This window comes from Paenibacillus phytorum, assembly GCF_013141715.1.
Lineage (GTDB): Bacteria > Bacillota > Bacilli > Paenibacillales > NBRC-103111 > Paenibacillus_E > Paenibacillus_E phytorum.
In genome coordinates this window covers 36,586-60,967 of the sequence record NZ_WHOA01000190.1, presented here as the reverse complement: position 1 = coordinate 60,967, position 24,382 = coordinate 36,586, and the positions used below count along the sequence as shown (strand labels likewise).

Below are 24,382 nucleotides of genomic sequence, written 5' to 3'. Positions count from 1 at the left end.
CTCTTATTAACCCATGATCTCGCCGTCTCATTTCAATCCAATTCTAATGTACTTGCAGTCTCTTCGATGACCCCCTCTAACAAGAGGTCATATACGGAATTAAGAATATAATCCGGTTGATAGTCTGATTTCGAAATATCTTCCTTTTGTGTAATTCCCGTCAAAACCAATGCTGTATGCAAACCCGCTAGTTTACCCATCAAAATATCCGTTTCAAGCCGATCGCCTGTCATTAGACATTGATCTGCGTTCAGCTTCAAGCTTTCCAATGCCGCTTTGGCCATATAAACGGATGGTTTACCGGTAATGAGTTCAATTTTCATTCCTGTTGCTCCTTCAATAGCTCCGATCATCCCCCCGCAATCCGGAACATCACCTCCCTCCGTCGGACAAGTTCTATCCGGATTTGTGGCAAGGACCATAGCTCCTTTCTTAATCGCTTGATAGGCAAAATCCAGATGAGAGTAGTGAAACTCACGATCCCATGAGGTGATGATTACATCTGTTTCTTCAGGTGATTCAGCGAATGTAAACCCCGCTTGCTTGAATTCTTCTTTGATCAACGTTTCCCCGATCACGTATATTTTACAGTCTTCGTATTTTTCTTTTAAAAACCGAATGGTAACCAGCGTCGGACTCAAGATTTGGTCAATCCCGACTTTTATGCCCAAACCGTTCAGTTTAGCAACGTATTTATCTCGGGATTCAATCGTTTTATTCGTTAAAAACAAGATTTTTTTTTGTCTCGATTGTAGGGATTCGATCACCTCAGCTGCGCCGTCAATCAAGCGACCCCCCAAATAAATAGTGCCGTCCAAATCAAATATATATCCTGCATAATCTTTCATCTGTTCCAACTCCTATATCTATAAATTCGAAAAAAATCCCAAACCCTAAGACAGACTTCACCTTCCGGCTAAAGTCAGTCTGATAGGTTTGGGATTCTACTAGTCTCTTTCCCTTACACATCATCATAGATTAATTTTCATGAAATCAAAGCCAATGATTATTTTATCCTTAATAGCTGTAACATGACTGTCGAGGACACGATCATAAGGCTCTGTATCGGTTAAATGAACGGCTACCACCTTATCAATACGTTCCAATGGATAGTAATTAATTATTTCCTGTAAGCTCGTATGGTTAACCAGTGGACGTTCGGCTGTTGTCGCTTCATGAATCCAGGAAATAGGTGTTATCTCTTTCCGTCCCGCCAACAGCGCAGGCTGTCCCTAGTAAGGTAATTTCCATTTTAATTGTCCCCCTAAAAAGATAAAGAACCCGCGACTACACATGAACTCACTTTCCCATTAGAAAGTGAATTACAGTGTAATCAGGGGTTCTCATTAGTCTCTACCCAAGATACAAAATAATCTAATATTGCTACTATATAATAAAAATCATGAAAGCGCAATCAATTAATCGCTATTGCCATAACTCAGATTTCCCTGTAGAGACTGCCAACGCCCCAGCGTGCAAAGCCTCGTCTATTTCCCTCCGATTATCAACAAGTCCCCCCGCAATAATGGGGTAGGGAGTCATCGAAGTTAGCCCCTCGATAATGTGGGGCATAATGCCAGGCATGACCTCAATCGCATCCGGCTGGCTTTGCTCCGCCGCTTTGATCCCTCTTAGCACGGCGCTGTGATCAATTAGGAAAATACGTTGAATGGCCATCAAATTCATGTCTTTCGCAATCCGAATGAGGTTACCTTTTGTAGAAATGATGCCGGTAGGCTTTACATTTTTCGCTAAATAAGATATTCCGGTCCGATCAGCCACTATTCCTTCTATGAATTCTACATGAATAAAGACTTGCTTACCTGCGCCCTTTATCTTATCCACCAATTCCTGAACATTGAAGATGGAGCCCATTAGCAGAAAAACAATATTGGCCTGACTCTTTATAGCAAGCTCTAGTTCTTCTTCTTTTTGTACGGTGGCAATGGTTTGATGCTCTACAAGATCGATTATTGGATACATATAAACTCCCCTTTCAAACAGATAAATAAAAACCCTGACCACAATGAACATACCCCTCCAGTTGAAGGATATGATCACGGGAAAGGGTTTCTCTCTATATTCGAACCTAACCGTATTCAATGGATATGATTTAGTTTGAATTATAAAATCGGTATCGACTTTTGTCAACACAATCTCACTCCGTTAAATCCGTAGCTAACCATGTTTATGTTCAATCCCCAAAAAGGAAATCATCATCCGTCAACGCTTCAACGTGAATCGTGCGGACATAACCATTCCCTTTTTTCGAGAAAAAGTCATGCTGCTTCGTCTTCGTGCTCAGACCGTTAAGAACAATCGGATTAATATCCTCTTCTTCGAAAATGGGATCTACGCCAAGGTTCATGAACGCTTTATTCGCGTTGTAGCGTAAGAAAGCTTTCACTTCTTCTGCCAAGCCCAAAGGCCCATAGAGAGTTTCTGTATAGCTTTCCTCATTGGCATGAAGCTCCTTCAGCAAGGCACACAATGTTGCGTATGCCTCATCCTGCTCAGCAGGGCTTAACTCCGCATAAACCTCTTGTGCCAACACACCGATATACAGACCATGAATACTCTCATCGCGTAAAATCAAATCGATAATTTCGCCACTGCTCGTCATTTTACCTTGTCCGGCCAAGTAAAGCGGATAATAGAAGCCGCTATAAAACAAGTAGCTCTCCAGCAAGACAGATGCTGCCATAGCCAAGTATAGCTCTTTAGGTGTTCCAATGTTTTCGTAGAAGTGGGATATCTTGTTTGCCTTGAACTGCAAGTAAGGATTGCGTTCAACCCATAGGAACAGCTCATTGATTTCTTCCGTTGTAGACAACGTGGTGAAAATACTGCTGTAGGACTTCGCATGTATTTGTTCCATCATACCCATGAAGCTTAGCACAGCTTTGCGCTGGAGCCCATCGACATGCTCAAGAATCTTCGGCATGCCAACGCCGCCTTGCATGGTATCGAGCAGCGTAAGGCCACCGAGTACTTTCATGTAAAGTTCACGTTCTGCACCACTTAATGTGATCCATGACATTTTATCATCAGATAATGGGATTTCCTCATCTGTCCAGAACTGCATAATATTTTGATTCCAGAAAGTGATCGTAAAATCATCATCGGGACGATTCCAATTCACAGCTTTCCTGGCATTATTTAGGGTAGTGGCCGTACTCATTTATATTCAATCCCCTTCCAAATTACACCGAGCAGCTGACGCATTCCTCAACGGATAGCTGATTCGTTCGCGTGTAGTAGAGCGATTTAAGTCCTTTGTGTGCCGCATAGAGGTATAGTTTAGCAAGTTGTCTCGTCGAAACATCGCTATTTACATGTAAAATGGTTGAAATCCCTTGATCCACATGTGTTTGAATTTCAGCAATAAGATCAAGAATCTTAAACTGATCCATTTGATAAGCAGATTTATAGTAAAAGAAATTATCGCGTGCCATGAAAGGCATCGGATAGTACGTTGTTGAGTTCGCATAAGTTCGAGTCTCGATAGGTTCTACAATTGGCATGACACTCGAAGTAGCATTTTGAATATAAGAAATACTTTGTGTTGGAGCAACGGCCAATCGGTAAGCATGATAAAGACCATTGGTTTTTACATCTTCTTTTAACTTGGCCCAGTCGCTTGGTGATGGAATCGGCATTCCCTCAAACAAGGACTTCACTTTATCCGTAAGCGGACGGTAATCCGTCTCCGTGTACCGGTTGAAATAGTCGCCATTCGCATATTCGGATAGCTCAAAGCCTTCGAAGGTTTGCCCCGAGGATTTGGCAATTTCCATACTTTTCTCAATCGAATAATAGTTCATAGCCATGAAGAACGTACGGACGAAATCTTTGGCTTCATCACTCTCATAGCTAATTTTGTTCTTAGACAAGTAGCCATGAAGATTCATAACACCGAGACCAACGGAGTGCAGCTCACGGTTTGCTTTGGCAACTCCCGGCGCATTGCAGATCGTCGTCATATCACTAACAGAAGTCAATGCAATCATGCCCTCGTGAACGGTTTCGCGCAGTTTCTTACGATCCATTACGTTTGCAATGTTCATGGAAGCGAGGTTACAGCTGATATCTCTTAGAATAAGATCATCTTGGCCGTAATCGTTGATTTCCGAAGTTTCTTGCAGTTGGAAAATCTCTGTACAGAGATTAGACATTTTAATCGTACCGATACCTTTCAAGGCATGATCCTTGTTGGCATTCGTACGGTTCATCATATATGGATAACCGGATTCCAGTTGGGTAGTCGCAATTTTAACTAGCATGTCACGCGCACTCATGACAACCTTTTTCTTCACTTTCGGATTGGCCAGCAGTTCATCGTACATCTCATCGAGATCGATATCATCCAGATGCTTACCATAGGCTTGCAGTACCGTGTAAGGAGCAAATACATGCAACGGCTGGTTCTCTTCAGCCAACTTGTAAAACTTGTTCGGTACAATGAGACCGATGGACAGTGTCTTCAGACGAGATTTCTCATCCGCATTAATTTTCTTACTATCTAGGAACTCCATAACGTCCCAGCCGAAAATGTTGTAGTAAGCAGCTCCTGAACCCTTGCGCTGACCCATTTGATCTGCATAGGAGAAAGCATCCTCCATGAGCTTAAGAACCGGCATAATTCCTTTTGCGGCGTTTTCCACACCTTTAATCGTTTCACCGCGACCACGAAGCTTGGACAAGTTCACGGCTACGCCACCGCCAATTTTGGAAAGCTGCATGCAGGTAGCTAGCACGTAGTTAATAGAATTAAGAGAATCGTCCATCTCCAGCAGGAAGCAGGATACCATTTCGCCTCGGCGGCTCTTACCTGCATTAAGGAACGTCGGTGTTGCTGGTTGCAAGCGTTGTTCCATCATCGAGACAGCAAGAACACGCGCAGTTTCTACGTTCCCACGTCCCAAGTACAAAGCAACAATAGCAACGCGATCCGCGAAATGTTCCAGGTATAAGGACTTGTCATCACTGCGTAAAGCGTAATCCGTATAAAATTTCGAAGCTGCCATGTAGGAGGCGAACTCGAATTGATTATCGTGGGCCACTTGATAAACATCGTTAACTTCATCTTGTGTATATTTCTCATATACGTTCTCGTAATAGTTATGATCGATCATATAACGAACTTTAGAAGAAGTATCGGGGAAAGTGAGGCTTTTACTGTGGACTTCCTTCATAAAAACTTCAACAGCTTCTTTATCCTTCTCTAGTTGGAAAAAGCCATCCGCTCCGCGTTGCATCAATAAATTATTCAGCTCAATGTGCCGCAATTGCATGTACCCCCTGAACAAATCGTTCTACGTCATTTTTGGTGCCAGATAACTCAAACTTGGTTAACACAGGCACATCGTACTGCTGTGAGATCGTATCTGCGCTTTTGGCAAATCCGTCTCCCCAGTTGCGGTTACCACTTGCTGCTACTCCGATAAGACGAGAGGCATTGCTTTCTAGGAAAGAAGCTACCTTCGGAGGAACTTGACCAAAACCGGTTGTATAGGTAACGAGCACGAAAGGCTCGTCCATTTTCATCGCTTCCTCAATTTGAATCGCAGGCATTTTGAGCTTAGCAATAAATCGGCGAACATTTCCCGTTTTCGAATCGTAAGCAATCAGCATGGGTTTCCGTCTCCTAACACTCTCTTATTCACTATCTAGTACCGCTTATGTAAGTAACCCTATATGTAGTAAACAAATGAATCATTCCGTGCAATCCAAGGTGGAATTCGCCAACGCCTTTCGACAAAATATGCGAATTTCAGAAATACGCATCCTAGGAAAAAGGCGTCAATCATGCGGTTTATAACGGAATTTGACCCTATTTTTTCACAAATTCTAGCAGTTGTGTGTTTCGCTTTTTTCACGATATCTAGTTGATAGATTCAAATTTATATCAATATATTGTGTTTGTCAACGAGTAAAAAGGCGCTTTTTGACTAGCAAAATACGTAAACCTAGACAGGGCGTGGCTCGGAAGGCTTTGAAAATATTTTTTCAATTTTGACTTGATTTTTTGAATTTGTCGAATACAAGATTAGGGCTTTGAGCTCACTAGATATTGATCCATTCCATTCCAAATATAGGCTCATTAAGCCATCTCAGAGTCCGTCTAAGGTCTTTAATAGCGAAGATGCCACATTCCTATCCAGAAACAAAAAAAGCTATTCACGTGCACACGAGGGTGCCATGAATAGCTTAATCTTATTTCTTAACCGTTGCGTTTTTGGAAATCACTCATGAACTCAGCGAGCGCTTTGCAGGATGCATAAGGAACAGCATTATACGTAGATGCTCTCAAACCGCCTACACTGCGATGACCCTTCAACCCAACGAATCCGTTCTGCTCGGTTTCCTTGATGAACTTCTTCTCCAGCTCTTCATCCTGCAAACGGAACGTGATATTCATCGCGGAACGACTGCCAACATCAACAGGTCCACGGTAGAAACCACCGCTTTGGTCGATTGCGCTATAAATTAAACCTGATTTCTCAAGGTTATTTTTCTGGACGACAGCTAGTCCACCTTGTTCCTGAATCCATTTTAATACTAGGTTCATCATGTAGATTGAATAAACTGGTGGTGTATTGTAAAGAGAATTGTTTTTGCTATGGATTTCGTAGCGAAGCATGGTTGGAATCGTTTTAGGCAGATCTTGTAATAAATCTTCCTTAACAATAACCACAGTTACACCAGAAGGACCTAGATTCTTTTGCGCTCCTGCATAGATCATGCCGAATTTCGAAACATCAACAGGACGGCTCAAGATATCACTGGACATGTCCCCGATTAACGGCACATTCCCTGTATCTGGAAAACTCTGGAACTGAGCACCTTCAATTGTTTCATTCGAAGTCAAATGCAAATAAGCGGAATCCGGATGAATGTTGATTTCACTCAAGTCCGGAATTTTCATAAATTTCTGTTCTTTCGAGCTTGCTGCGATGACAACTTCTCCGAACAAGCTTGCTTCCTGAACAGCTTTCTCCGCCCATGCACCTGTAAGCACATAGCTGCCTACTTTACCTGGCTTTAGAAAATTAAGCGGAATCATGGCGAATTGTGTACTCGCACCACCTTGAAGAAACTGCACTTGGTACCCATCAGGGATACTAAAAATTTGTTTCAACAATTGCTGCGTTTCATTATGTACTTGCTCAAACTCCGCGCTGCGGTGAGAAATTTCCATAATGGACATGCCGATACCTTTAAATTCGACAAGCTCCTCTTGTGCTTTCTGCAATACTTCGAGCGGTAATGCCGCAGGCCCTGCGTTAAAGTTATAGGCCCTATTTCCCATGAATGACCACACCTTTGCTTTTTTGTATTATCGCTATGATAGCAATATTCTCTTCATGCATCAAGTAAAACCTCAGTTGGCAATGCTAGGAGAAGAACGAAGAAGAGAACAGATTTGGATACAAAAGGAGCCTAATTTATTTATGACATTGCTTGATACGATAGGAGAAAGTTCTACAAACGCTGCGAATTCTGAAAACTCCAACACCTTAAATTCCACGAACGCACAAAGTTCCAGAAACGCTTCGAGTTCAACAAACAACTCAAGTTCCACGAACGCCTCCGAGATGTATCGGCTGTTCGTAGGCATTCAGCTCCCGCAAGACGTCCAGCGGGAGCTCGACATATGGAAAGAAAGCATCCAGAAGGTGCTGCCTTTCCAAAAGTGGACGCATCCGCAGGACGTCCACGTCACGTTAAGCTTCCTCGGCGACACATCCGCCGAGACGGCCGAAGCGCTGGCAGCCGACCTGCGCCAGCTTGCTGCAGCTGCGCTGCCGCTAACCCTGCACGCCGAGGGCCTCGGCGTGTTCGGACCTCCGGCGGCGCCGTCGATCCTCTGGGCGGGCCTCGCCGGCGACCTAGACGCGCTTGCTGCGCTGCAGCGCGAGGTCGCGGGCGTCTGCGCCCGCCACGGCTTCCCGGCCGAGGCTCGCGCCTATCGGCCGCACCTCACGCTAGCCCGCCGCTACCGCACAGCGGCGGGGCCTTTCAAGCGCTCCGCCCTAGCAGCGGTTGGAGCGCCTGCCGGCGGCTGGCCCGTGTGGCGGGTAGAGGACATCGTCCTCTACCGCAGCCACTTGGGCCGCCAACCGGCGTACGAACCGCTGGGCGTGTTCCCGTTTGAGGCATGAGACAATGGAATTCACATCTTATTTTTGTATAATTTTCAAGAATTCCACAAACAATTTAACCAACTGAATTAGATGTAATAAAAGAGGAGGATCCGGTGTGCCCGAATGGATTGAAATTTTTCTAAAGACAATATTAGCGGTTGTCGTGCTTTTCGTTATGACAAAGTTGTTGGGTAAAAGACAAGTTTCTCAACTTTCCTTGTTCGAATACATAACTGGAATTACAATTGGTAATCTCGCGGCTTACATATCATTGGAGACAGATTGGTATTTAGGGTTGGTATCCTTAGCCGCTTGGGTCGCGTGCTCTTTAGGAATTGAATTTTTGCAGCTAAAAAGCAAAAAAATGCGGGATTTTATTGATGGTAAAGGAACTGTGCTCATTAGAGACGGTAAAGTTTTGGAAGATAATTTAAAGAAAGAACGGCTCACCACCGATGAACTTATGGAGCAATTAAGAAAGAGATCGGCATTTAAAGTGGCTGATGTTGAATTTGCGATCATGGAACCAGATGGGGATATTAATGTCCTATTAGCTCGAAAAAACCAACCGTTGACTGCCAAACATTTGGGCATCCAAGTTGCACCTGAACAGGAGCCCCAAGCGGTTATCATGGACGGTGAAATCATGGATGAAGCATTGGCCACCATCGGATTAAACAGAGGATGGCTTAAAACTGAACTAGATAAATTAGGTGTGACGATTGAAAATGTATTTCTAGGCCAAGTCGATTCTTACAGCCAATTGTATGTGGATTTATTTGACGACAAGATCATGGTACCTGTGCCGCAGGAAAAAGCAAACCTATTTGCTACATTAAAAAAGTGCGAAGCCGATCTTATGTTGTTTGGGCTTACTACGAATACTAAAGCTGCAAAAGAGATGTACGAACTATGCTCGAAGCAAATGGAGGAACTTATCGCACAACTGGAACCTGTACTAAAGCGGTAAAGTCCTTACGCGCTTGGCTAATCGAGCAGCGTCTGCGCTGTGTGGTCACGAGCAAGCTCGAACATCCGCTGCACTTGCTCAGCGGTGTTTCGCTCTACCGAGAGCGGCGGCAGCTCACTCTCGTCGAAGAACTGGGCGCCGGTCGTTTCCAGACCGGCTTCAAGTGCTTCCCCGCCCACCAGCTCGCACAAGATGAACATCTTGTACACGTGATTTGCCGAGGGTGGGTGCGCGTGGCGCTTCTTATCGAAGACCGCCAACAATCGCACCGGCTTGACATCATAGCCGGCCTCCTCGTGGGTCTCTTTGACGGCGACCTCCGACGGAGTGAGGCCGATGTCCGCCCAGCCACCAGGCAAAGCCCAAGCACCGTCGGCTCTTTCCTTCACAAGCAGCAGCTTGTTCTCTCTCAATACGACAGCCCGAATATCTACTTTCGGCGTCTGATACCCCGTGTCGCTGGCGAACAAATCCGTCACCTTATCGATCGGTGTCTCTGAGAAATAACTCATCATCTCCACGCTGATCTTGCGCAGCGCCTCATATCGCTCCAAGTCATAGCCATTCTCACCGTAAGTAAGACCGGCTTGACTAATAGCCTGGATCTCTTTGGCCCATTCCAACCATGGAATATTCATCAGTAACCCAGCTCCATTTCGATATAAGTCTTAATTCCACTATAAATAGCTACCATCTCCTCAAGCTTCATCCGAACAAGCCCACTAGAAGAGGGACATACATAGTCGATCACACCTTCAACCAGAGGATCCTGTTGACTCCCCCAATTCATCCCCCTACGGCCACTATACTGCACATATACACCTTTTCCTACAAAACAGGCTACACGAGGTCGAAAGGCCTGGATCTTTTGTTTCAAAATAAGTCGACCTTCTCGGTATTCCTCAGGCGTAATTTCAGCGGCTGTTAACGAAGGGCGAGCCACGATATTCGTAAATCCATACCCGAGTTTCAGCAGATCCCCATCCTCCTGAGGTTTATACAGCCGAGGTGTTAATCCCGCTTGGAAAAGAATCCGATAAAAGCGATTGTTCGGATTCGCATAATGATGACCCGTTTCTCCGGATCGTATACTAGGGTTATACCCCACGAAAAGTATCCTTAAATTCTTCTCTAGATGATCTGAAATTGGCTCTATGCTCAACGTTAAAGCACCTCCACCCGCACGACGAATTTTCCACCTTTTTCAATAGGTTACCATGAACAGCTAAAAACAAAAAGCCGAGGCACAGGACCCCGGCATTCCTTATATAAACTTTAAAGACTCATAGGACTTGCCTAGCACAGCGGTGGTATCACCTTTTAACCATTTATCAATAAGCGTGCTATAAACGGAGCGGAAATCAACCTCATACTTCAAATCCCCATTGTCCAAATTGCTCAGGCTTGGGTACGCTCCATAGAGACCGCCATTCACCTTGCCTCCAATCACAAACATCGGAGCTGCCGTTCCATGGTCTGTTCCGCCGCTTCCGTTCTCCTTCACCCTGCGCCCAAACTCTGAAAACATCATCACAACAACACGATCCTGCAGTCCTTGCGCCTCCAAGTCTTTATAGAACGCTGTCAGCCCCTCGTCGACTTGAGTCAGCACTTTGGCATGCTGTACCTTCTCATCGGCATGATCATCGAAACCGCCAATCTGTACATTGAATATTCTTGTGCCCGATTTACCAGCCAGCAGCTTGGATACTAATTGGAGATCTCTTGCAAAATTAGTTTTCGGGTACTCCACTTTATTCGCATAGGTAGCCGTTAAAGCTTGAATCGCTTCTACACTCTTGAAGGCCTCATATCCACGGCCTGATACGACACGCAGCTGTTCCGTTTGATTCTGTACACCATACATCTCCAAGAATGCTTTGGTGATCCGATTTTTGTCCATCATCGCTGTTTTCGGATCAATCAGATGATACGTTTCTAAAGATTGGATAACGGGAAAGCTCATTTTCTCCGAAGCAAAAGCCTTGCCCCCTGCGCCAATCTGAATAGCTTTGAGCGGATTGCTGCTATCCCGCAAAGAAGACTCTGCATAGCGTGCAAGCCAACCGTTTCGACTAATCTTCGTTGGCTCAGCTGTCTGCCAAATTTCCATAGAGCGGAAATGAGAGTGATCGGGTCCTGGATATCCAACTCCCTGTACGACAGCCATCTTCCCATGTTTATAAAGTGCAGCGAGGCCAACTAAACTCGGATGCAAGCCTACTTGATTATCTAACGCAAGTACATCCTTCTGCTGGTAAGCCAGCGTCGGACGAGCATCATAGTAAATCCCTTGTCCATAAGGGATTAGCGTATTAATGCCATCATTCCCTCCACTTAACTGAACAACAACAATCACAGGTTCATCAACGTTATCGTCAACACCGCCAGCAAAAATCGATTTTCCCGTTGCTGTAAATAAAGCCCCACCTAGGCCTAAAGTCGCAAACATGGCTGTTCCTTTAAGCAGAAAATCTCTTCGCGATAATTTCACTTTTCTCCCCCCTCGCTATTTCATTTGAGCTTCCGGACTAATCAGTACTAATTGAAGCAAGCCTCTCAAACCAGCATTCTTTTGCTTTGTATGTATAATGGTATCGTCTGCGTAAGCGCTTAAACCCTGTAAAGTCTTATCCGATAAATCAGTGATTCCCATACGCTGACTCCACAATTTTACCCATTCTTCCGGACGGTTCTGTTGTTCAGGTGTATACTCTGCCGATAAGAGCACCTTGCCGTTTAGTTGCTTGGCGATGGACTCGGCAAACTGATACCTTGATAATAAGGAGCTTGTATTCAGCCATGAGGCGCCTCCTCTCCAACCTGCAACATCCGGCGGGGAATATAGCTCCTGTCCCATCCTCCTCATCGCTTGTGCATGCCCCTTCGAAACAGTAAGCTTACAGCATTTGAGAATACCTGCAACATAGTCCGCCGGTGTTTTGATGAGAGATAATCGCAATTTCTCCTCATAGAATTCGTCAGATAGGAATAGCTCCTGAAGCACTTCCCCCACAGTAGCCTTATTTGATATATGTTCGGCAACCTTTTGAATCCAACTTTCGGATGGGCTGTCCGTAGCAAAATACTTGAGCAGCTTCGTAGCAAGAAAGATCGGCAGTGTTTTTTGATGGAAAATAATTTCAATCACATCATCCGAATCTAGCTTTCCCGTTTCTTCAAGAAGTGTTTTCGTATCATTGTCGTGTTGTTTAGGATTAAAGCCTACTTTATTTTCCTTCTTATCATAAGTCCATCCCGTGAAAGCGCGCGCCGCTTCCTTCACATCAGTCTCTGTATAGTGACCGATACCTAGCGTGAATAGCTCCATGGCTTCGCGGGCATAATTCTCGTTCGGTTTACCTTTTTTATTCCGATTCACATCTAGCCAAATCATCATAGCTGGATCTTTGCCAATGGCAAGTACGAGTTCTTTGAAATTTCCTAGTGCATATTTGCGAAAAAGTGTATTTTGTTGAACCATTAACATGACATCGTTAACCTTGTAATTCGCCGTAGCAAAATGTCCATGCCAGAACAACGTCATCTTCTCAATGAGCGGCGCACTGGAATAGGCCATTCGATATAACCAGTACATTTGTTGATCGGCTAATTGCTGCGAATCTAATGATTTCTTACCATCAGCGGTTAGTTGATCAAATGGGGTTAGCGATGGCGCTTGATCGATCAACGCTTCTCCGGCAATAAGACGTCTCACCGTTTCCTCACGACCAAGTGCAATGCAAGCAGTAACTTCTTCCCCAGTGGAACCAAATCCGGCTCGATGTAATAAATGAACGACTTCCTTGTTAGTCCATGGTACTCCCATGATCTCCCCCCTCGCCCTATTTTCCAAACTGTACCACATAAATGTGTCAAAAGTGTGTTGAAATAAAAAAAGGATAGAGTCCTCAGAACATATCTGATTCTCTATCCATGAACCTATTAATGAGACGCCCTAGCTTGGATTAAAAGGAGATCATAAGTGACAGCGATGCCTCCCTGTATGCTGAACTTATCTTCGTATGCCTTATACATACCTGCGAACAGCCTTCGCGAGCTAAGACCCTGCGTAGGAGCAGCTTCCGATGTGCTAGCTCCCATTGCTTTAACCGAAAGTAGAAAATCTCTTACGGAAGCATACGTTTCATTTTGAATCAAACTCTCTTTTTGGATACTTGAAAATCCTGCTTCCATGAGCGAGTTTTTCCACTGAGCATCAGATTGAAACGACAGTCCGTGTCGCTGTGGTTCCATGCCATTAGTGCGATACACTTCATTAAATGACTGATGCAGCTCGTAAAACGTTTTCGGCCCGAATGTTGTGAACACCAGTAAGCCTCCAGGACGAAGCATCTGCCGAAGGTGACGTAACGTTTGCTTCGGATTTTTAAGCCATTGAAAGCAGGCATTTGAGACAATGAGGTCAAACGAGGCTTCTTGTACATCTGCCGACCACCTTTCTACATCGGCATGAATAAAGCTTAATCGATCTGGTTGACTATTACTGATTGCTAAATGGTTAGCTGCAATTGATCGGACACGTTGCTCCGCGACTTTGATCATTCCAGGTGCAATATCTAGTGCTGTAATAGACGCTTTGGACCATTCGTTAACCAGAATTCCGGTCAGAGTACCCGTGCCACAGCCAATCTCAAGAATGTTAGACGTCTCTATAGCTTCTTCGCCTTTCCACGCAATGAGAGATTTCGCAAGCTGCTCTGCCATAATGCGCTGTACATTCGCGTAAACATCATACGAACCCGCTGAACTCCGGTTAAATTGACGCTCAATATTCGTTATCCTACTGCTGCTCATCCCACCATCGCCTCAGTTCCTCAGCAATCTCATCTTCTCTTCCCAAAAACGGCACATGCCCGCTGCCCGGTATGGAAAACAACTCTGCTTGAGGCAATTGTGCTGCAAGCTCTGCCGCAGCGTTGTAAGGGCAGATCTTGTCCTCCGTGCCGTGAACAAGAAGAACTGGACATTTAATTTCCGGCAGCCCAGACAATACTTCCTCACTTCGCAAAATCTGAAGACCAGCAATTAGTGCCGGCGTTGTCCAACTGCCAATGTGAGGAAATCTTTCACCAAGACCGGCCTCCCATTCTATTTCCGTAAACATATTCTGTCGAAATTTCATTTCAACACCCTGCCGGTCCTTCATGAGTCCCTTAATCATCTGCCTAACGTAGGCATCTGCCCAGCCGCGGTCCAGCTCTTCCTTGGAACGGGTAAAACGAGCTGTAGCCGCAAACAATACCAGGCCATCAGCAAGACCTTTAACCGCTAGCCTCAATGCTAGTAATCCGCCGAGCGACCAACCTCCGATCAACAGTGGACCACGGAAAGCCCTTGTCTTACCTGTAGATACATCCGAAGATATCATGTTTTTTACTGCCGTTTCAGTAAGCAGCAGCATTTTCTCGGGAGAATCGGCATCACTGTAATCGACGGAAACATGATGAAAATCCGGCAGTAACTCGCGAAGTCGATCGAAAACCGTATTCGGCATGCTCCATCCGGTCAGCCATAAGATGGTGCCGCTTGTTGATGCAATCATTGTCTTAGCACTCCTTGTTGAAGCCCAACGGCACGGATTCTCGCAGCAGCTTCGATCAATTCCTTATCCGAATGAGCGGCTGACAATGAAAAGCGGATTCTAGCTGTACCATCAGGCACAGTAGGTGGACGGATGGCAACCGCCGCGATCCCTTCCTCTTCAAGAGCACCACTGAAACGCAGGGCTGTATTATTATCGCCGATGATTATCGGTACAATTGGAGAATCGCCGGCACCGACATCAAAACCTGCCGCGCTAAGCGAGGACCGAAACAGCATAACAGCCTCATGAAGCCGTTCACGGCGCCAGTGCTCGGTCTGTACCAAATCTAATGCTTTTGAAATACCAGCTAAAAGAGAAGGAGGCAGCGCTGTTGAATAGATGAGCGGCCTCGTCTTATTTATCAGCCAATGAATGAGTGTGCGGCTACCGCATACATAGGCTCCATACACACCGAAAGATTTACTGAACGTTCCCATATGGACATCCACTTCATCCTGCACCCCGAGTTCATGGCACAATCCCTCGCCGCGCCCCCCGTATATCCCTCCGCTATGTGCCTCGTCCACCATCAACATCGCCCCGTACTCGCGTTTGAGCAGAGCGAGTTCACGCAAAGGCGCCTGATCGCCATCCATGGAGAAGACGGCATCTGTAACGATCAGCTTTCGCCTTTTATCACGATACTTATTCAATAACGCACGCAAATGCTCCATATCGTTATGACGATACCGGGCAAGCTCCGCACGGCTCAATATCGTGCCGTCCACAATGCTGGCATGGTTTAGCTGATCGCTGAAAACAACATCACCTCGGTTTACTAGCGCACTAATAACACCTGAATTCGCCATATATCCATTTGCAAAAACAAGCGCTGCTTCGCAGTTCTGCCAATCGGCGAGTGCTTCTTCAAGTCGGCCATAAGCCGTTCGGTTGCCTGTGACAAGGCGCGATGCACCGGAGCCTGCGCCTTCGATGAGCAGCGCTTCGCGCATCACTTCAATAATGGCGGGATGTTGGGAGAGTCCAAGATAGTCATTGGAAGACAGGTTAAGCAGCATCCGTTCTTCACGAACCATGTAGCCAGGACATTTCGGAACCGGGCTGCTTGCACGCAAGGAACGCATCAACGAAGCGTCCGCCATTGCCGCTAGTTCTTTTTCCATCCAATTCATAGTCGGCACCACCTTAAAGGGCACTTAATTCAATCTCAAACCCCAAATCTTCAATCATCTGATGATCCGTTCCAACCTCTTGACCTGCTGTTGTTAAATAATCACCAACAAATAATGAGTTTGCAGCGTACAGTGATAGCGGCTGCAGCGTACGGAGGTTGACCTCACGACCGCCCGCTACTCGGATTTCTTTAGAAGGACAGATGAAACGGAACAGAACCAGTACCTTCAAAGCTTTCATCGACGGCGTGCGGCCCGCATGTTCCAACGGGGTTCCAGGAATCGCATTTAGGAAATTAATAGGAATCGAATCCGCATCGATCTCGCGGAGTGCATAAGCCATTTCAACAATTTCCTGATTGGTCTCGCCCATGCCGATAATGACACCGGAGCAGGGAGACATGCCGTGTGTCTTTACTTTTTCCACCGTTTCAACACGTTGGTCGTAGGTATGGGTCGTGGTGATAGATGTGTAATTGGCTTTACTGGTATTTAAGTTGTGGTTATATCGATGTACGCCCGCTTCTGCAAGACGTTCAGCTTGCTCGTCCTTCAGAATGCCCAGACATGCACAAATTTTTAGCGGCATCGTTTCACGGATTTCTCTGACCGCATCCACCACTTGATTTAGTTCCTTGTCTGTCGGACCTTTTCCGGCTGCTACAATGCAATAAGTTCCTGCTTTGCGTGCCATGGCTTCACGTGCGCCTGCAAGCAACGTGTCTTTATCAAGCAGGGTGTATTTTTTAACCGGTGCCGTAGAAACGATGGATTGTGAGCAATAGCCGCAGTCCTCGGGGCAAAGGCCGCTTTTAGCGTTGATGATCATATTCAGCTTCACTTTTTTACCGTAAAAATGTTTCCTCACTTTAAATGCAGCCTGCAGCAAGGGCAGTACTTCATCATTGTCAGCTTCGAGCACAGATAGCCCTTGCTCTAACGTTAAACATTCCCCACTCAACGCTTTATTGGCAAGCGCTTGCCACTCCATATCGGCAGCAATAATTTCCATCACTTTCATCCTCCTTAGCACTTTCGTAGGAAAGCTTTCTCGTAAACATTTGCTATAAATTAAATTTCAAAGCCTGTCTGATGGGTGCGAGTTGTATTGTTTTTTGTACGGTATGTAATAAGGTTTCTGAATTCACATCGGTGTGCATACAGGGAAATCGACCGAGGACCTTAAGGCCGCTGTATTGCTCGATAAGTTCCGCATTCGTATCAGCGCTCGGATCGTCATGCCGCTCCGTTAATTCACCATCGTTCATTATGACGCCTACAATCGGGATTGCATGATGCCGCAGAAATGATGCAGTCAAAAGCGTATGGTTAATCGTGCCGAGGCTAGAACGGGCTACAATTAGAGCAGGTATATGAAGCTCAGAAATCAAGTCCACTACGAGAGCATCATCGGTCAGCGGAACTGCGACACCGCCTGCACCTTCAATGAGCAGCGCTTCATAACGTTTAGCTAGCGGTTCTCCAGCTGAGATAAGCTCCTCCAGCGTAAAGGTCACACCAGCATGCTTTGCGGCGAGCATCGGAGTAAGTGGAGCTTCAAATGTAAATGGCGCCACCGCCTCTGGCCTCTCATTGATTCCCGTGCTTTGCAGCAGCCGTTCAGCATCGGTAACTCCGCTTCCAAGGAGTGCACCGGACTGCACCGGCTTCCATACACCTGCGTTCAGTCCTTCGGCGCGAAGCGCAGCGGTGATGGCTGCCGTCACAATCGTCTTCCCAACGCCGGTGTCTGTGCCTGTCACAAATAATCCGCGTATCGATCCCATGTTGACTTTGTTCATGAAATTGCACTACCTTCCGTGACGTCAACAATCGATTCAGCCAAAATATCTGTCATCGATTCAAGTTCAGCTTCTGTGCTGACAAGCGGAGGGATGAAGACAATTACATTGCCGAGCGGCCTCGTCAGCATCCCTAGCTCTCTGGCCCTCATGCTCGTACGAACGCCGATTCGTTCTACCCAATCGTAGGGCTCACGTGAATTTTTATCGCGTACGAGCTCGATTCCGATCATCAGTCCCTTTTGCCGGATGTCACCAATATGCGGTCGTTCCTTAAGTGCTGCGAGTTTATTCTCGACAAAGGACGCCTTAGCCCTAACTACTTCAATGATGTTGCGCTCTTCAAACAGCTTCAAACTGGCCAAAGCAACGGCACAGCCCAGTGGGTTTCCCGTGTAGGAATGACCGTGAAAAAATGTTTTCTGCTCTTGGTAATCCGCATAAAACGCGGTGTAAATCTCGTCCGTTGCAAGTGTCGCTGCCACAGGCAAATAGCCGCCGGTCAGCCCCTTCCCTACCACCATCAAATCAGGTGATACATTTTCGAGATCACAGGCGAACATAGCGCCTGTACGACCAAAGCCGGTTGCCACCTCGTCGGCGATAAGCAGTACGTCATACTTGCGGCAGAGCGCTGCCATCTCACGTAAACAGCCCGGCGGCATGACAATAATCCCGCTGGCCCCTTGCACAATCGGCTCCACAATAAGAGCCGCGATCTCATCCGCGCTCGTCTCGAGCAACTTGCGCAGTGCAGTTATCGTAGCTTCCAATGCTTCTGCCGCACCCCCTTCATGGCGATAAGCGTAGGGATATGGAATAACGTGCGAAGGAAACAGCATGGGGCGGAACACATCATGATAAAGCGGTATCGCACCCACACTTACCGCTCCAATCGTATCTCCGTGATACGCTTGATTCATCGTAATAAACGTTGTTTTCCCCCGTGCTCCCTGGTTGTGCCAGTATTGAAATGCCATTTTGATCGCAATCTCGACACCGGTTGCTCCTGAATCCGAATAAAATACTTTGCTTAATCCTTTCGGAGCGATCCCTACCAGCTTCTCTGCAAGTTCGATTGCCGGAATATTGGCCATTCCTAAAAGGGTAGAGTGGGCGACACGCCCTAACTGGTCCGCAATCGCTTGATTTAACTCCGGTACGTTGTGTCCATGTACATTAAGCCAAACTGACGAAAAACCGTCGTAATAGGCTCTTCCCTGGACATCATAAAGCATGATACCTTCGCCGCGTTCGATAATGAGAGGATCAGCGTTGTTGTAGTCTTTCATCTGAGTAAAAGGATGCCATAAGTGCGACTTGTTCGTTGCAGCGAGACGTTCGTAATGCGTTATCACAAATGATCACCATCCGTATATTTAATTGTCAACTTACAATCACGTTTTAGGTTGACAATTGATTGTGGTTATCTTAGCAGATCAGGACGTCCCTGTAAAGAGAATTCCAAATCATCACAGCCTGTTATTAAACATAAAAAAATGAGCAACTCAAAGCGTAGTTTACACTTTGCGTTACTCATCATATATTTAATGGCGTATTGTTATCGGAAACTTTTATCTTAGTTTAACTGTCAATTGTTTGGCTAAATCGAGGAATGAACCAACTACACGACGAACACGTTTTTCGACATCTGGATGGATATCTTGATAGGTTACACCCGTCTGGAAGCTCTTCCGCTGGTCGCCTCCAATAGATAGCCAATCAGGGCAGTTAATGCCATGCAGATTGCGTACAATGGTTTGCATCTGCGTCAGAGAGCTTACAGCAATTGCCCCGCCTGCTGAACTTACAGATAAGACGACCTTGTTATTGAAATGATCTTGTCCAAGATGATCAAGCGCATTTTTCAAAACCCCGGAAATTCCACTATGATATTCCGGTGTTGCCAACACGATCCCCTCTGCTTCAAGCATCGCTTCTTTTAATTTCTCTAGAGCTTCGTGCCCCGCATTTGCATCATCTGGTGAATAGAAAGGGAGCGGTGTTTGATATAAGTCAATTAATGTCACCTGGTGGCCCTCTAGGGTCGCAAGATGCTTGATATATTCAGTAAGTCTGGTACTTGTCGCTGCTCTCTGATTACTTCCTGCTATCATGGTAATTTTCATATTGTTCTTCCTTCCACATCTGATTCATGCATTCATTATACCTTAATTTCCATCAAATAACAGCACTAATTAGAATAATTATTAAAAGAGTATTAATATCGATAAATGGAAAAGCTACCTCCTCCATAGAAAACTATGAAAGAAGCAGCTCGTATGTTATTGATGTATAAGTGCTAAGGAATTAGCAATCGAAGTAAAGGTTGTACTCGTGTGGGTGAATACGGATTGCTACAGCTTTCGCTTCGCCGCGTTTCAATTCGATATAGTTATCGATGAAATCTTGTGTGAATACGCCGCCTTCGATCAAGAAGTCGGAATCAGCTGCAAGTGCATCCAAAGCCTCATCCAATGTACCAGGAACGCTGCGGATTTCAGCTTTCTCAGCGTCGGACATTTCATAGATGTTTGTATCGAAAGGACCGTATCCAAGAGCACGCGGATCGATTTTCTTTTTGATACCGTCAAGACCTGCCATCAGCATTGCTGCGAAAGCTAGGTATGGGTTAGCCGTGCTATCTGGTGTACGGAATTCGATACGACAACCTTTAGGTGTCACAGCTGCGATTGGAATACGAACTGCTGCGGAACGGTTACCTTTGGAGAATACAAGGTTAACCGGCGCTTCGTAACCAGGAACCAGACGTTTGAAGGAGTTTGTACTTGGGTTTGTCAAAGCGATCAATGCTGGTGCGTGGTAAAGAATACCACCGATATAGTTGATTGCCATTTCACTCAGGTTTGCATATGCTCCTTTTTCATAGAACAAAGGCTCGCTGCCATCGAAAATGGACATGTGAACATGCATACCGCTACCATTATCACCAAACAGTGGTTTAGGCATGAAAGTTGCTACTTTACCATATTCTCTAGCCGTGTTAGCAACGATATATTTGTATTTGAGCAGGTTATCTGCTGTTTTAGTCAATGTGTCAAAACGGAAGTTAATTTCAGCTTGACCAGCTGTAGCCACTTCGTGATGGTGACGTTCGATACGAAGACCTGCATCAGCAAGTTTGTTACACATTTCGGAACGAATATCTTGTTGGGAATCAATTGGAGCTACTGGAACGTAACCGCCTTTAACTGGAACTTTATAAGCAAGGTTTCCGCCTTCTTCTTTGCGGCCTGTGTTCCAACCAGCTTCTTCGGAGTCAACTTCGAAGTAAGACTTGTTCATGCCATTTTCGTAACGAACATCATCAAAGATGAAGAATTCGGATTCTGGTGCGAAGAATGCTGTTGTACCAACACCCGTTGTTTGCAAATATTCTTCAGCTTTTTGAGCAATGCTGCGTGGATCGCGATCATAACGTTCGCCTTCAGGCGTATGGATATTGCTCATAATGATCAAAGTTGGGTGCGCTGTGAAAGGATCAATGTACGCAGTCTCAGTATCTGGCATCATAACCATGTCAGATTGTTCAATACCACGGAATCCTGGGATGGATGAACCGTCAAACGCGACTCCGTTAACGAAAGTTTCTTCATCTACTTCAGTAGCAGGCAAAGAAATATGCTGTGCTTTTCCGGAAAGACCTACGAAACGAAAATCTACCCACTCAATATTTTTTTCCTTGATAAGGTTCAACACATTTTGAACTGACATTTTAAAAACCCTCCCATTTCCGTACATTCAACGTACTTTGCATGATTAATGTTCAACTTTTGGTTGTTATCTTGCACATATTATATAGCGATTAAGCTTACACAGTCAATACTTATGTCAGGTATTTTTTATTTATGTGTAAGCTATGCTCACACAATTTCACAGATTTGTCCTATATCCATAAATAGGAAAACTGGCTTCCTCTTTCGAGGAAGCCAGTCATCTTAGAACTATTCCCATTACGCCAAGATAACTTCTTTATGTGTATCAAACTTTTTACCAAGAAGCGGAGCAAGCTTCTCAAGATCAACAAGCAAGTTAGCGAATTGATCAGGGAACAAGGATTGAACGCCATCGCCAGTCATTGAATTGTCTGGATCTGTGTGCATTTCGATGATCAAACCATCTGCTCCTGCGGCTACGGATGCCTTTGTCATAGGAACAACAAGCTCTCTACGGCCAGTACCGTGACTCGGATCTGAGATCACCGGAAGATGGCTCAATTGTTTAAGAACCGGAATAGCCGATAAATCCAGTGTATTCCGCGTGTACGTTTCGAATGTTCGGATTCCGCGCTCACAAAGCATAACATTCGGGTTACCGCCAGCAAGAATGTATTCAGCAGCATTCAAGAATTCATCATAAGTGGAGCTGAAACCACGTTTAAGCAGTACTGGCGTTTGAATTGTTCCGAGCTTGCGAAGCAAATCAAAGTTTTGCATATTACGTGTACCTACTTGTAAAATGTCCGCGTATTGTGCGCATACATCAACATACTCAGGTGTCATGACTTCTGTAATTGTAAGAAGACCATGCTTCTTACCCGCTTCTGCCATCATAATCAAGCCTTCAACGCCAACACCTTGGAAGCTGTAAGGACCTGTTCTTGGTTTAAATGCGCCGCCGCGGAGAACTTGACCTCCCGCTGCTTTCACTAAACGTGCAATCTCATCAATCTGTTCTGGCGTTTCTACAGCACACGGGCCGCCCATGACAACAAGCTGCTCACCACCGATTTCAACATCTTTAATTTTGATAACCGTATCAGCCGGATGAAAGTCACGACTTGCTAATTTATAGGATTTGGAAATTTTCACGACTTGCTCAACTCCTGACATTTGACGCAACTGTTCTGCTAATTTAGGATCTGCTTGACCGATAATTCCGATTACTGTGCGATCCTCACCTTTGGAGACATGAGCTTGGACACCTTGCTTTTCTATGAATTGTACAATTTCCTGAATACGCTCATCTGACGTTTTGTTGGATGTAATGGCGATCATCTTAAACACGCTCCTTATTATATGGGTTGGAACACTTGTTCACTTCAACGCTTGTTCGCTTCTACGCTTTTAATCACTAAAGTAAATATACAACGCTTGACGAGTTTTCGTCAAGCGTTTATTTATTTGCTATTCTTTTGTATTCGAAGGGGCAAGTTGATCTTTACGGATTTTACGTTTTTCTTTGCGACGATTCGCATGGTATTTAAGTAAGAGCATAATTGGGAAGTAAGCAATAATTCCGAGTATCAACCCAACCACCATACCGCCTACAATCAAATCCAAACCACTTCTAATAATGTTAGAAAGCATGTGGGGTAAATGATGGATCAGATAAATCTTAAAGTGCTTCGGTACCAACCAATCCCCCACTTGCTTATTGAGAATCGAGAATGGAATATAAATCACTTTTCCAAACACAAAACCAATTAACGCTCCAGGTAAATTAGCTCTTAATAAATAGACCAACGGAAAGATAAGAGCGAATGCAAAACCGGCTGTAGGTAGTGTAAACATCTCTACAAACAATCCAATTGAAAAGCCGCGTGCTACCTTGGAAGGACCGCCTTTGGCACGTAAGAGAAGTAAATATTTATATCTAAACCAGCGCTTCGTGCTTTTCCAATCGTAGCGAGCTTTCACTTTCATCATCTTCACCTTCTGAGTGCTTTGCATGCTGGTCTCAATCCCGCCCTGTGGAATAAATAGAGATCACTCACTACTCGCTGCTTTGGATTTAACAGCTGGAATGAGCTTCTTCATATTAATAGTACGCGTAATATCCCAACTGGTTTCATCTTTCGTATCATAAGCTTCCAAGTAGGAAATTACCTCTTTGGTTATAGGTGTCGGAGTTGAAGCACCAGAAGTTACACCAACCTTGCGTACATTGGTTAACCATGTGCGATTAAGCTCCGTGATATCAGATATTCTATACGCTCTTACTCCTGCAATATCCTCTGAAACTTGCGCTAAGCGGTTCGAATTATTACTTTTTGGATCTCCAACTACGATAACTAGATCGACTTCCTTCGCTTGTTCAGCTACTGCTTCTTGTCTAACCTGCGTGGCTAGACAGATCTCATTATGAATCTCAGCTTTTGGGAATAGTTCCAGTAAACGATTCATTAAATGCTTAATGTCCCATTGGCTCATTGTCGTTTGGTTCGTAATAATAATACGGTCGGCTTTAATGTCTAGTTGATCGGCTTCTTCAAGCTTCTCGATGAGGTGTACTTTGTCAGGAGCTACACCTACTGCGCCCTCTGGCTCAGGATGAGCTTTCTTCCCAATATAGATAACTTCATAGCCGTCGGCTACTTTTTCCCGAATTAAATCATGTGTCTTCGTTACATCTGGGCAGGTTGCATCCACAACAGTTAGGCCCTTGTCTCGGGCTCGGCGTCTTACCTCAGGAGATACCCCATGAGCTGTGAATATGACCGTCCCTGTTTCGATTTGTTCTAATATTTCAAGCCGGTTCTCACCATCTAATGTGATGACACCTTCTTCTTTGAAGAAATCAGTGACATGCGCATTATGGACAATCATGCCTAATATATAAATAGGTCTCGGAAGATTTAAGTTTTTAGCAGTTTGCATAGCAAGTGCCATAGCGTCTACAACGCCATAACAATAGCCTCTGGGTGATATTCGGACTACTTCCATTTCTTCCACCTGCCTAAGAAACATTATTTTCTTTCA

The 24,382-nt window shown here is 45.2% G+C and carries 24 protein-coding genes; 2 read left to right on the top strand and 22 right to left on the bottom strand.

The window, feature by feature from the left end:
* Positions 1-32: 32 nt before the first annotated feature.
* The 7 genes from GC098_RS26915 to serC all read right to left on the bottom strand — a co-directional run bounded on the left by GC098_RS26915 (position 33) and on the right by serC (position 7,312).
* On the bottom strand, positions 33-848 hold the full coding sequence (locus GC098_RS26915; RefSeq protein WP_171646279.1) for an HAD-IIA family hydrolase: 816 nt from the start codon (positions 846-848) through the stop codon (positions 33-35).
* Between the two features lie 123 nt (positions 849-971).
* Positions 972-1,217, bottom strand: coding sequence for a hypothetical protein (locus tag GC098_RS26910; RefSeq protein ID WP_171646278.1), 246 nt, complete (start codon positions 1,215-1,217; stop codon positions 972-974).
* A gap of 208 nt (positions 1,218-1,425) precedes the next feature.
* Entirely contained in the window at positions 1,426-1,983 is a 558-nt protein-coding gene (locus tag GC098_RS26905) for a glycerol-3-phosphate responsive antiterminator (protein ID WP_171646277.1), read from the bottom strand.
* A 211-nt stretch (positions 1,984-2,194) separates the two neighbouring features.
* Entirely contained in the window at positions 2,195-3,181 is a 987-nt protein-coding gene (gene nrdF / locus GC098_RS26900; protein WP_171646276.1) for a class 1b ribonucleoside-diphosphate reductase subunit beta, read from the bottom strand.
* Between the two features lie 22 nt (positions 3,182-3,203).
* Positions 3,204-5,288, bottom strand: coding sequence for a class 1b ribonucleoside-diphosphate reductase subunit alpha (nrdE, locus tag GC098_RS26895; protein WP_171646275.1), 2,085 nt, complete (start codon positions 5,286-5,288; stop codon positions 3,204-3,206).
* Entirely contained in the window at positions 5,275-5,634 is a 360-nt protein-coding gene (gene nrdI, locus GC098_RS26890; RefSeq protein ID WP_047677314.1) for a class Ib ribonucleoside-diphosphate reductase assembly flavoprotein NrdI, read from the bottom strand. The genes nrdE and nrdI overlap by 14 nt, the downstream gene beginning before the upstream one ends.
* 589 nt (positions 5,635-6,223) lie before the next feature.
* Entirely contained in the window at positions 6,224-7,312 is a 1,089-nt protein-coding gene (serC, locus tag GC098_RS26885; protein ID WP_171646274.1) for a 3-phosphoserine/phosphohydroxythreonine transaminase, read from the bottom strand.
* Between serC and thpR the strand changes: the two genes are divergently transcribed.
* Positions 7,311-8,165 carry an RNA 2',3'-cyclic phosphodiesterase gene (gene thpR / locus GC098_RS26880; RefSeq protein WP_171646273.1) on the top strand — a complete coding sequence of 285 codons (855 nt, stop codon included), beginning with the start codon at positions 7,311-7,313 and terminating at the stop codon, positions 8,163-8,165. The genes serC and thpR overlap by 2 nt on opposite strands.
* Positions 8,166-8,262: 97 nt before the next feature.
* Positions 8,263-9,117, top strand: coding sequence for a DUF421 domain-containing protein (locus GC098_RS26875; RefSeq protein WP_171646272.1), 855 nt, complete (start codon positions 8,263-8,265; stop codon positions 9,115-9,117).
* A gap of 17 nt (positions 9,118-9,134) precedes the next feature.
* On the opposite strand, the gene GC098_RS26870 is transcribed toward GC098_RS26875, so the two are convergent.
* The 15 genes from GC098_RS26870 to GC098_RS26800 all read right to left on the bottom strand — a co-directional run bounded on the left by GC098_RS26870 (position 9,135) and on the right by GC098_RS26800 (position 24,346).
* Positions 9,135-9,755, bottom strand: coding sequence for an NUDIX hydrolase (locus tag GC098_RS26870; protein ID WP_171646271.1), 621 nt, complete (start codon positions 9,753-9,755; stop codon positions 9,135-9,137).
* Positions 9,755-10,273 carry a mismatch-specific DNA-glycosylase gene (locus GC098_RS26865; protein WP_171646343.1) on the bottom strand — a complete coding sequence of 173 codons (519 nt, stop codon included), beginning with the start codon at positions 10,271-10,273 and terminating at the stop codon, positions 9,755-9,757. The genes GC098_RS26870 and GC098_RS26865 overlap by 1 nt, the downstream gene beginning before the upstream one ends.
* A 108-nt stretch (positions 10,274-10,381) precedes the next feature.
* On the bottom strand, positions 10,382-11,611 hold the full coding sequence (locus tag GC098_RS26860) for a DUF1501 domain-containing protein (protein ID WP_171646270.1): 1,230 nt from the start codon (positions 11,609-11,611) through the stop codon (positions 10,382-10,384).
* 15 nt (positions 11,612-11,626) lie between these two features.
* Positions 11,627-12,946, bottom strand: a complete 1,320-nt coding sequence (locus GC098_RS26855) for a DUF1800 domain-containing protein (protein WP_171646269.1) — start codon at positions 12,944-12,946, stop codon at positions 11,627-11,629.
* A gap of 116 nt (positions 12,947-13,062) precedes the next feature.
* Positions 13,063-13,935 (bottom strand): malonyl-ACP O-methyltransferase BioC, encoded by an 873-nt coding sequence (gene bioC / locus GC098_RS26850; protein ID WP_171646268.1) that lies wholly within the window; start codon positions 13,933-13,935, stop codon positions 13,063-13,065.
* Positions 13,922-14,683, bottom strand: a complete 762-nt coding sequence (locus GC098_RS26845) for an alpha/beta hydrolase (protein ID WP_171646267.1) — start codon at positions 14,681-14,683, stop codon at positions 13,922-13,924. Before GC098_RS26845 ends, bioC begins: the two co-directional genes overlap by 14 nt.
* The gene (gene bioF / locus GC098_RS26840) at positions 14,680-15,858 is read right to left on the bottom strand and encodes an 8-amino-7-oxononanoate synthase (protein ID WP_171646266.1); all 1,179 of its coding nucleotides are present in this window, start codon (positions 15,856-15,858) and stop codon (positions 14,680-14,682) included. Before bioF ends, GC098_RS26845 begins: the two co-directional genes overlap by 4 nt.
* A 13-nt stretch (positions 15,859-15,871) precedes the next feature.
* A complete protein-coding gene (gene bioB, locus GC098_RS26835) occupies positions 15,872-16,870 on the bottom strand; it encodes a biotin synthase BioB (RefSeq protein WP_171646265.1) in 999 nt (332 codons plus the stop codon).
* 52 nt (positions 16,871-16,922) lie between these two features.
* Positions 16,923-17,660, bottom strand: a complete 738-nt coding sequence (gene bioD, locus GC098_RS26830; RefSeq protein ID WP_246358997.1) for a dethiobiotin synthase — start codon at positions 17,658-17,660, stop codon at positions 16,923-16,925.
* Entirely contained in the window at positions 17,657-19,018 is a 1,362-nt protein-coding gene (gene bioA / locus GC098_RS26825) for an adenosylmethionine--8-amino-7-oxononanoate transaminase (RefSeq protein ID WP_171646264.1), read from the bottom strand. Before bioA ends, bioD begins: the two co-directional genes overlap by 4 nt.
* A gap of 216 nt (positions 19,019-19,234) precedes the next feature.
* Positions 19,235-19,789: an NADPH-dependent FMN reductase gene (locus GC098_RS26820; RefSeq protein ID WP_171646263.1), complete on the bottom strand. Its 555-nt coding sequence runs from the start codon at positions 19,787-19,789 to the stop codon at positions 19,235-19,237.
* Positions 19,790-19,970: 181 nt separating this feature from the next.
* On the bottom strand, positions 19,971-21,395 hold the full coding sequence (glnA, locus tag GC098_RS26815; RefSeq protein ID WP_171646262.1) for a type I glutamate--ammonia ligase: 1,425 nt from the start codon (positions 21,393-21,395) through the stop codon (positions 19,971-19,973).
* Positions 21,396-21,634: 239 nt separating this feature from the next.
* Positions 21,635-22,678, bottom strand: a complete 1,044-nt coding sequence (gene aroF, locus GC098_RS26810) for a 3-deoxy-7-phosphoheptulonate synthase (protein WP_171646261.1) — start codon at positions 22,676-22,678, stop codon at positions 21,635-21,637.
* Between the two features lie 129 nt (positions 22,679-22,807).
* Positions 22,808-23,329: a DUF2062 domain-containing protein gene (locus tag GC098_RS26805; RefSeq protein WP_312880355.1), complete on the bottom strand. Its 522-nt coding sequence runs from the start codon at positions 23,327-23,329 to the stop codon at positions 22,808-22,810.
* Between the two features lie 60 nt (positions 23,330-23,389).
* The gene (locus GC098_RS26800; RefSeq protein ID WP_171646259.1) at positions 23,390-24,346 is read right to left on the bottom strand and encodes a 4-hydroxy-3-methylbut-2-enyl diphosphate reductase; all 957 of its coding nucleotides are present in this window, start codon (positions 24,344-24,346) and stop codon (positions 23,390-23,392) included.
* Positions 24,347-24,382: the final 36 nt, after the last annotated feature.

Coding starts and splice junctions, on each gene's coding strand:
- GC098_RS26905 (WP_171646277.1), bottom strand. CDS start 1,983: ATGTATCCAATAATCGATCTTGTAGAGCATCAAACCATTGCCACCGTA.
- GC098_RS26820 (WP_171646263.1), bottom strand. CDS start 19,789: ATGAAAATTACCATGATAGCAGGAAGTAATCAGAGAGCAGCGACAAGT.
- nrdI (WP_047677314.1), bottom strand. CDS start 5,634: ATGCTGATTGCTTACGATTCGAAAACGGGAAATGTTCGCCGATTTATT.
- GC098_RS26805 (WP_312880355.1), bottom strand. CDS start 23,329: ATGATGAAAGTGAAAGCTCGCTACGATTGGAAAAGCACGAAGCGCTGG.
- bioC (WP_171646268.1), bottom strand. CDS start 13,935: ATGAGCAGCAGTAGGATAACGAATATTGAGCGTCAATTTAACCGGAGT.
- bioF (WP_171646266.1), bottom strand. CDS start 15,858: ATGAATTGGATGGAAAAAGAACTAGCGGCAATGGCGGACGCTTCGTTG.
- glnA (WP_171646262.1), bottom strand. CDS start 21,395: ATGTCAGTTCAAAATGTGTTGAACCTTATCAAGGAAAAAAATATTGAG.
- GC098_RS26855 (WP_171646269.1), bottom strand. CDS start 12,946: ATGGGAGTACCATGGACTAACAAGGAAGTCGTTCATTTATTACATCGA.
- nrdF (WP_171646276.1), bottom strand. CDS start 3,181: ATGAGTACGGCCACTACCCTAAATAATGCCAGGAAAGCTGTGAATTGG.
- thpR (WP_171646273.1), top strand. CDS start 7,311: ATGAATGACCACACCTTTGCTTTTTTGTATTATCGCTATGATAGCAAT.
- GC098_RS26845 (WP_171646267.1), bottom strand. CDS start 14,683: ATGATTGCATCAACAAGCGGCACCATCTTATGGCTGACCGGATGGAGC.
- bioD (WP_246358997.1), bottom strand. CDS start 17,660: ATGAACAAAGTCAACATGGGATCGATACGCGGATTATTTGTGACAGGC.
- bioB (WP_171646265.1), bottom strand. CDS start 16,870: ATGGAAATTATTGCTGCCGATATGGAGTGGCAAGCGCTTGCCAATAAA.
- aroF (WP_171646261.1), bottom strand. CDS start 22,678: ATGATCGCCATTACATCCAACAAAACGTCAGATGAGCGTATTCAGGAA.
- GC098_RS26800 (WP_171646259.1), bottom strand. CDS start 24,346: ATGGAAGTAGTCCGAATATCACCCAGAGGCTATTGTTATGGCGTTGTA.
- GC098_RS26870 (WP_171646271.1), bottom strand. CDS start 9,755: ATGAATATTCCATGGTTGGAATGGGCCAAAGAGATCCAGGCTATTAGT.
- GC098_RS26915 (WP_171646279.1), bottom strand. CDS start 848: ATGAAAGATTATGCAGGATATATATTTGATTTGGACGGCACTATTTAT.
- serC (WP_171646274.1), bottom strand. CDS start 7,312: ATGGGAAATAGGGCCTATAACTTTAACGCAGGGCCTGCGGCATTACCG.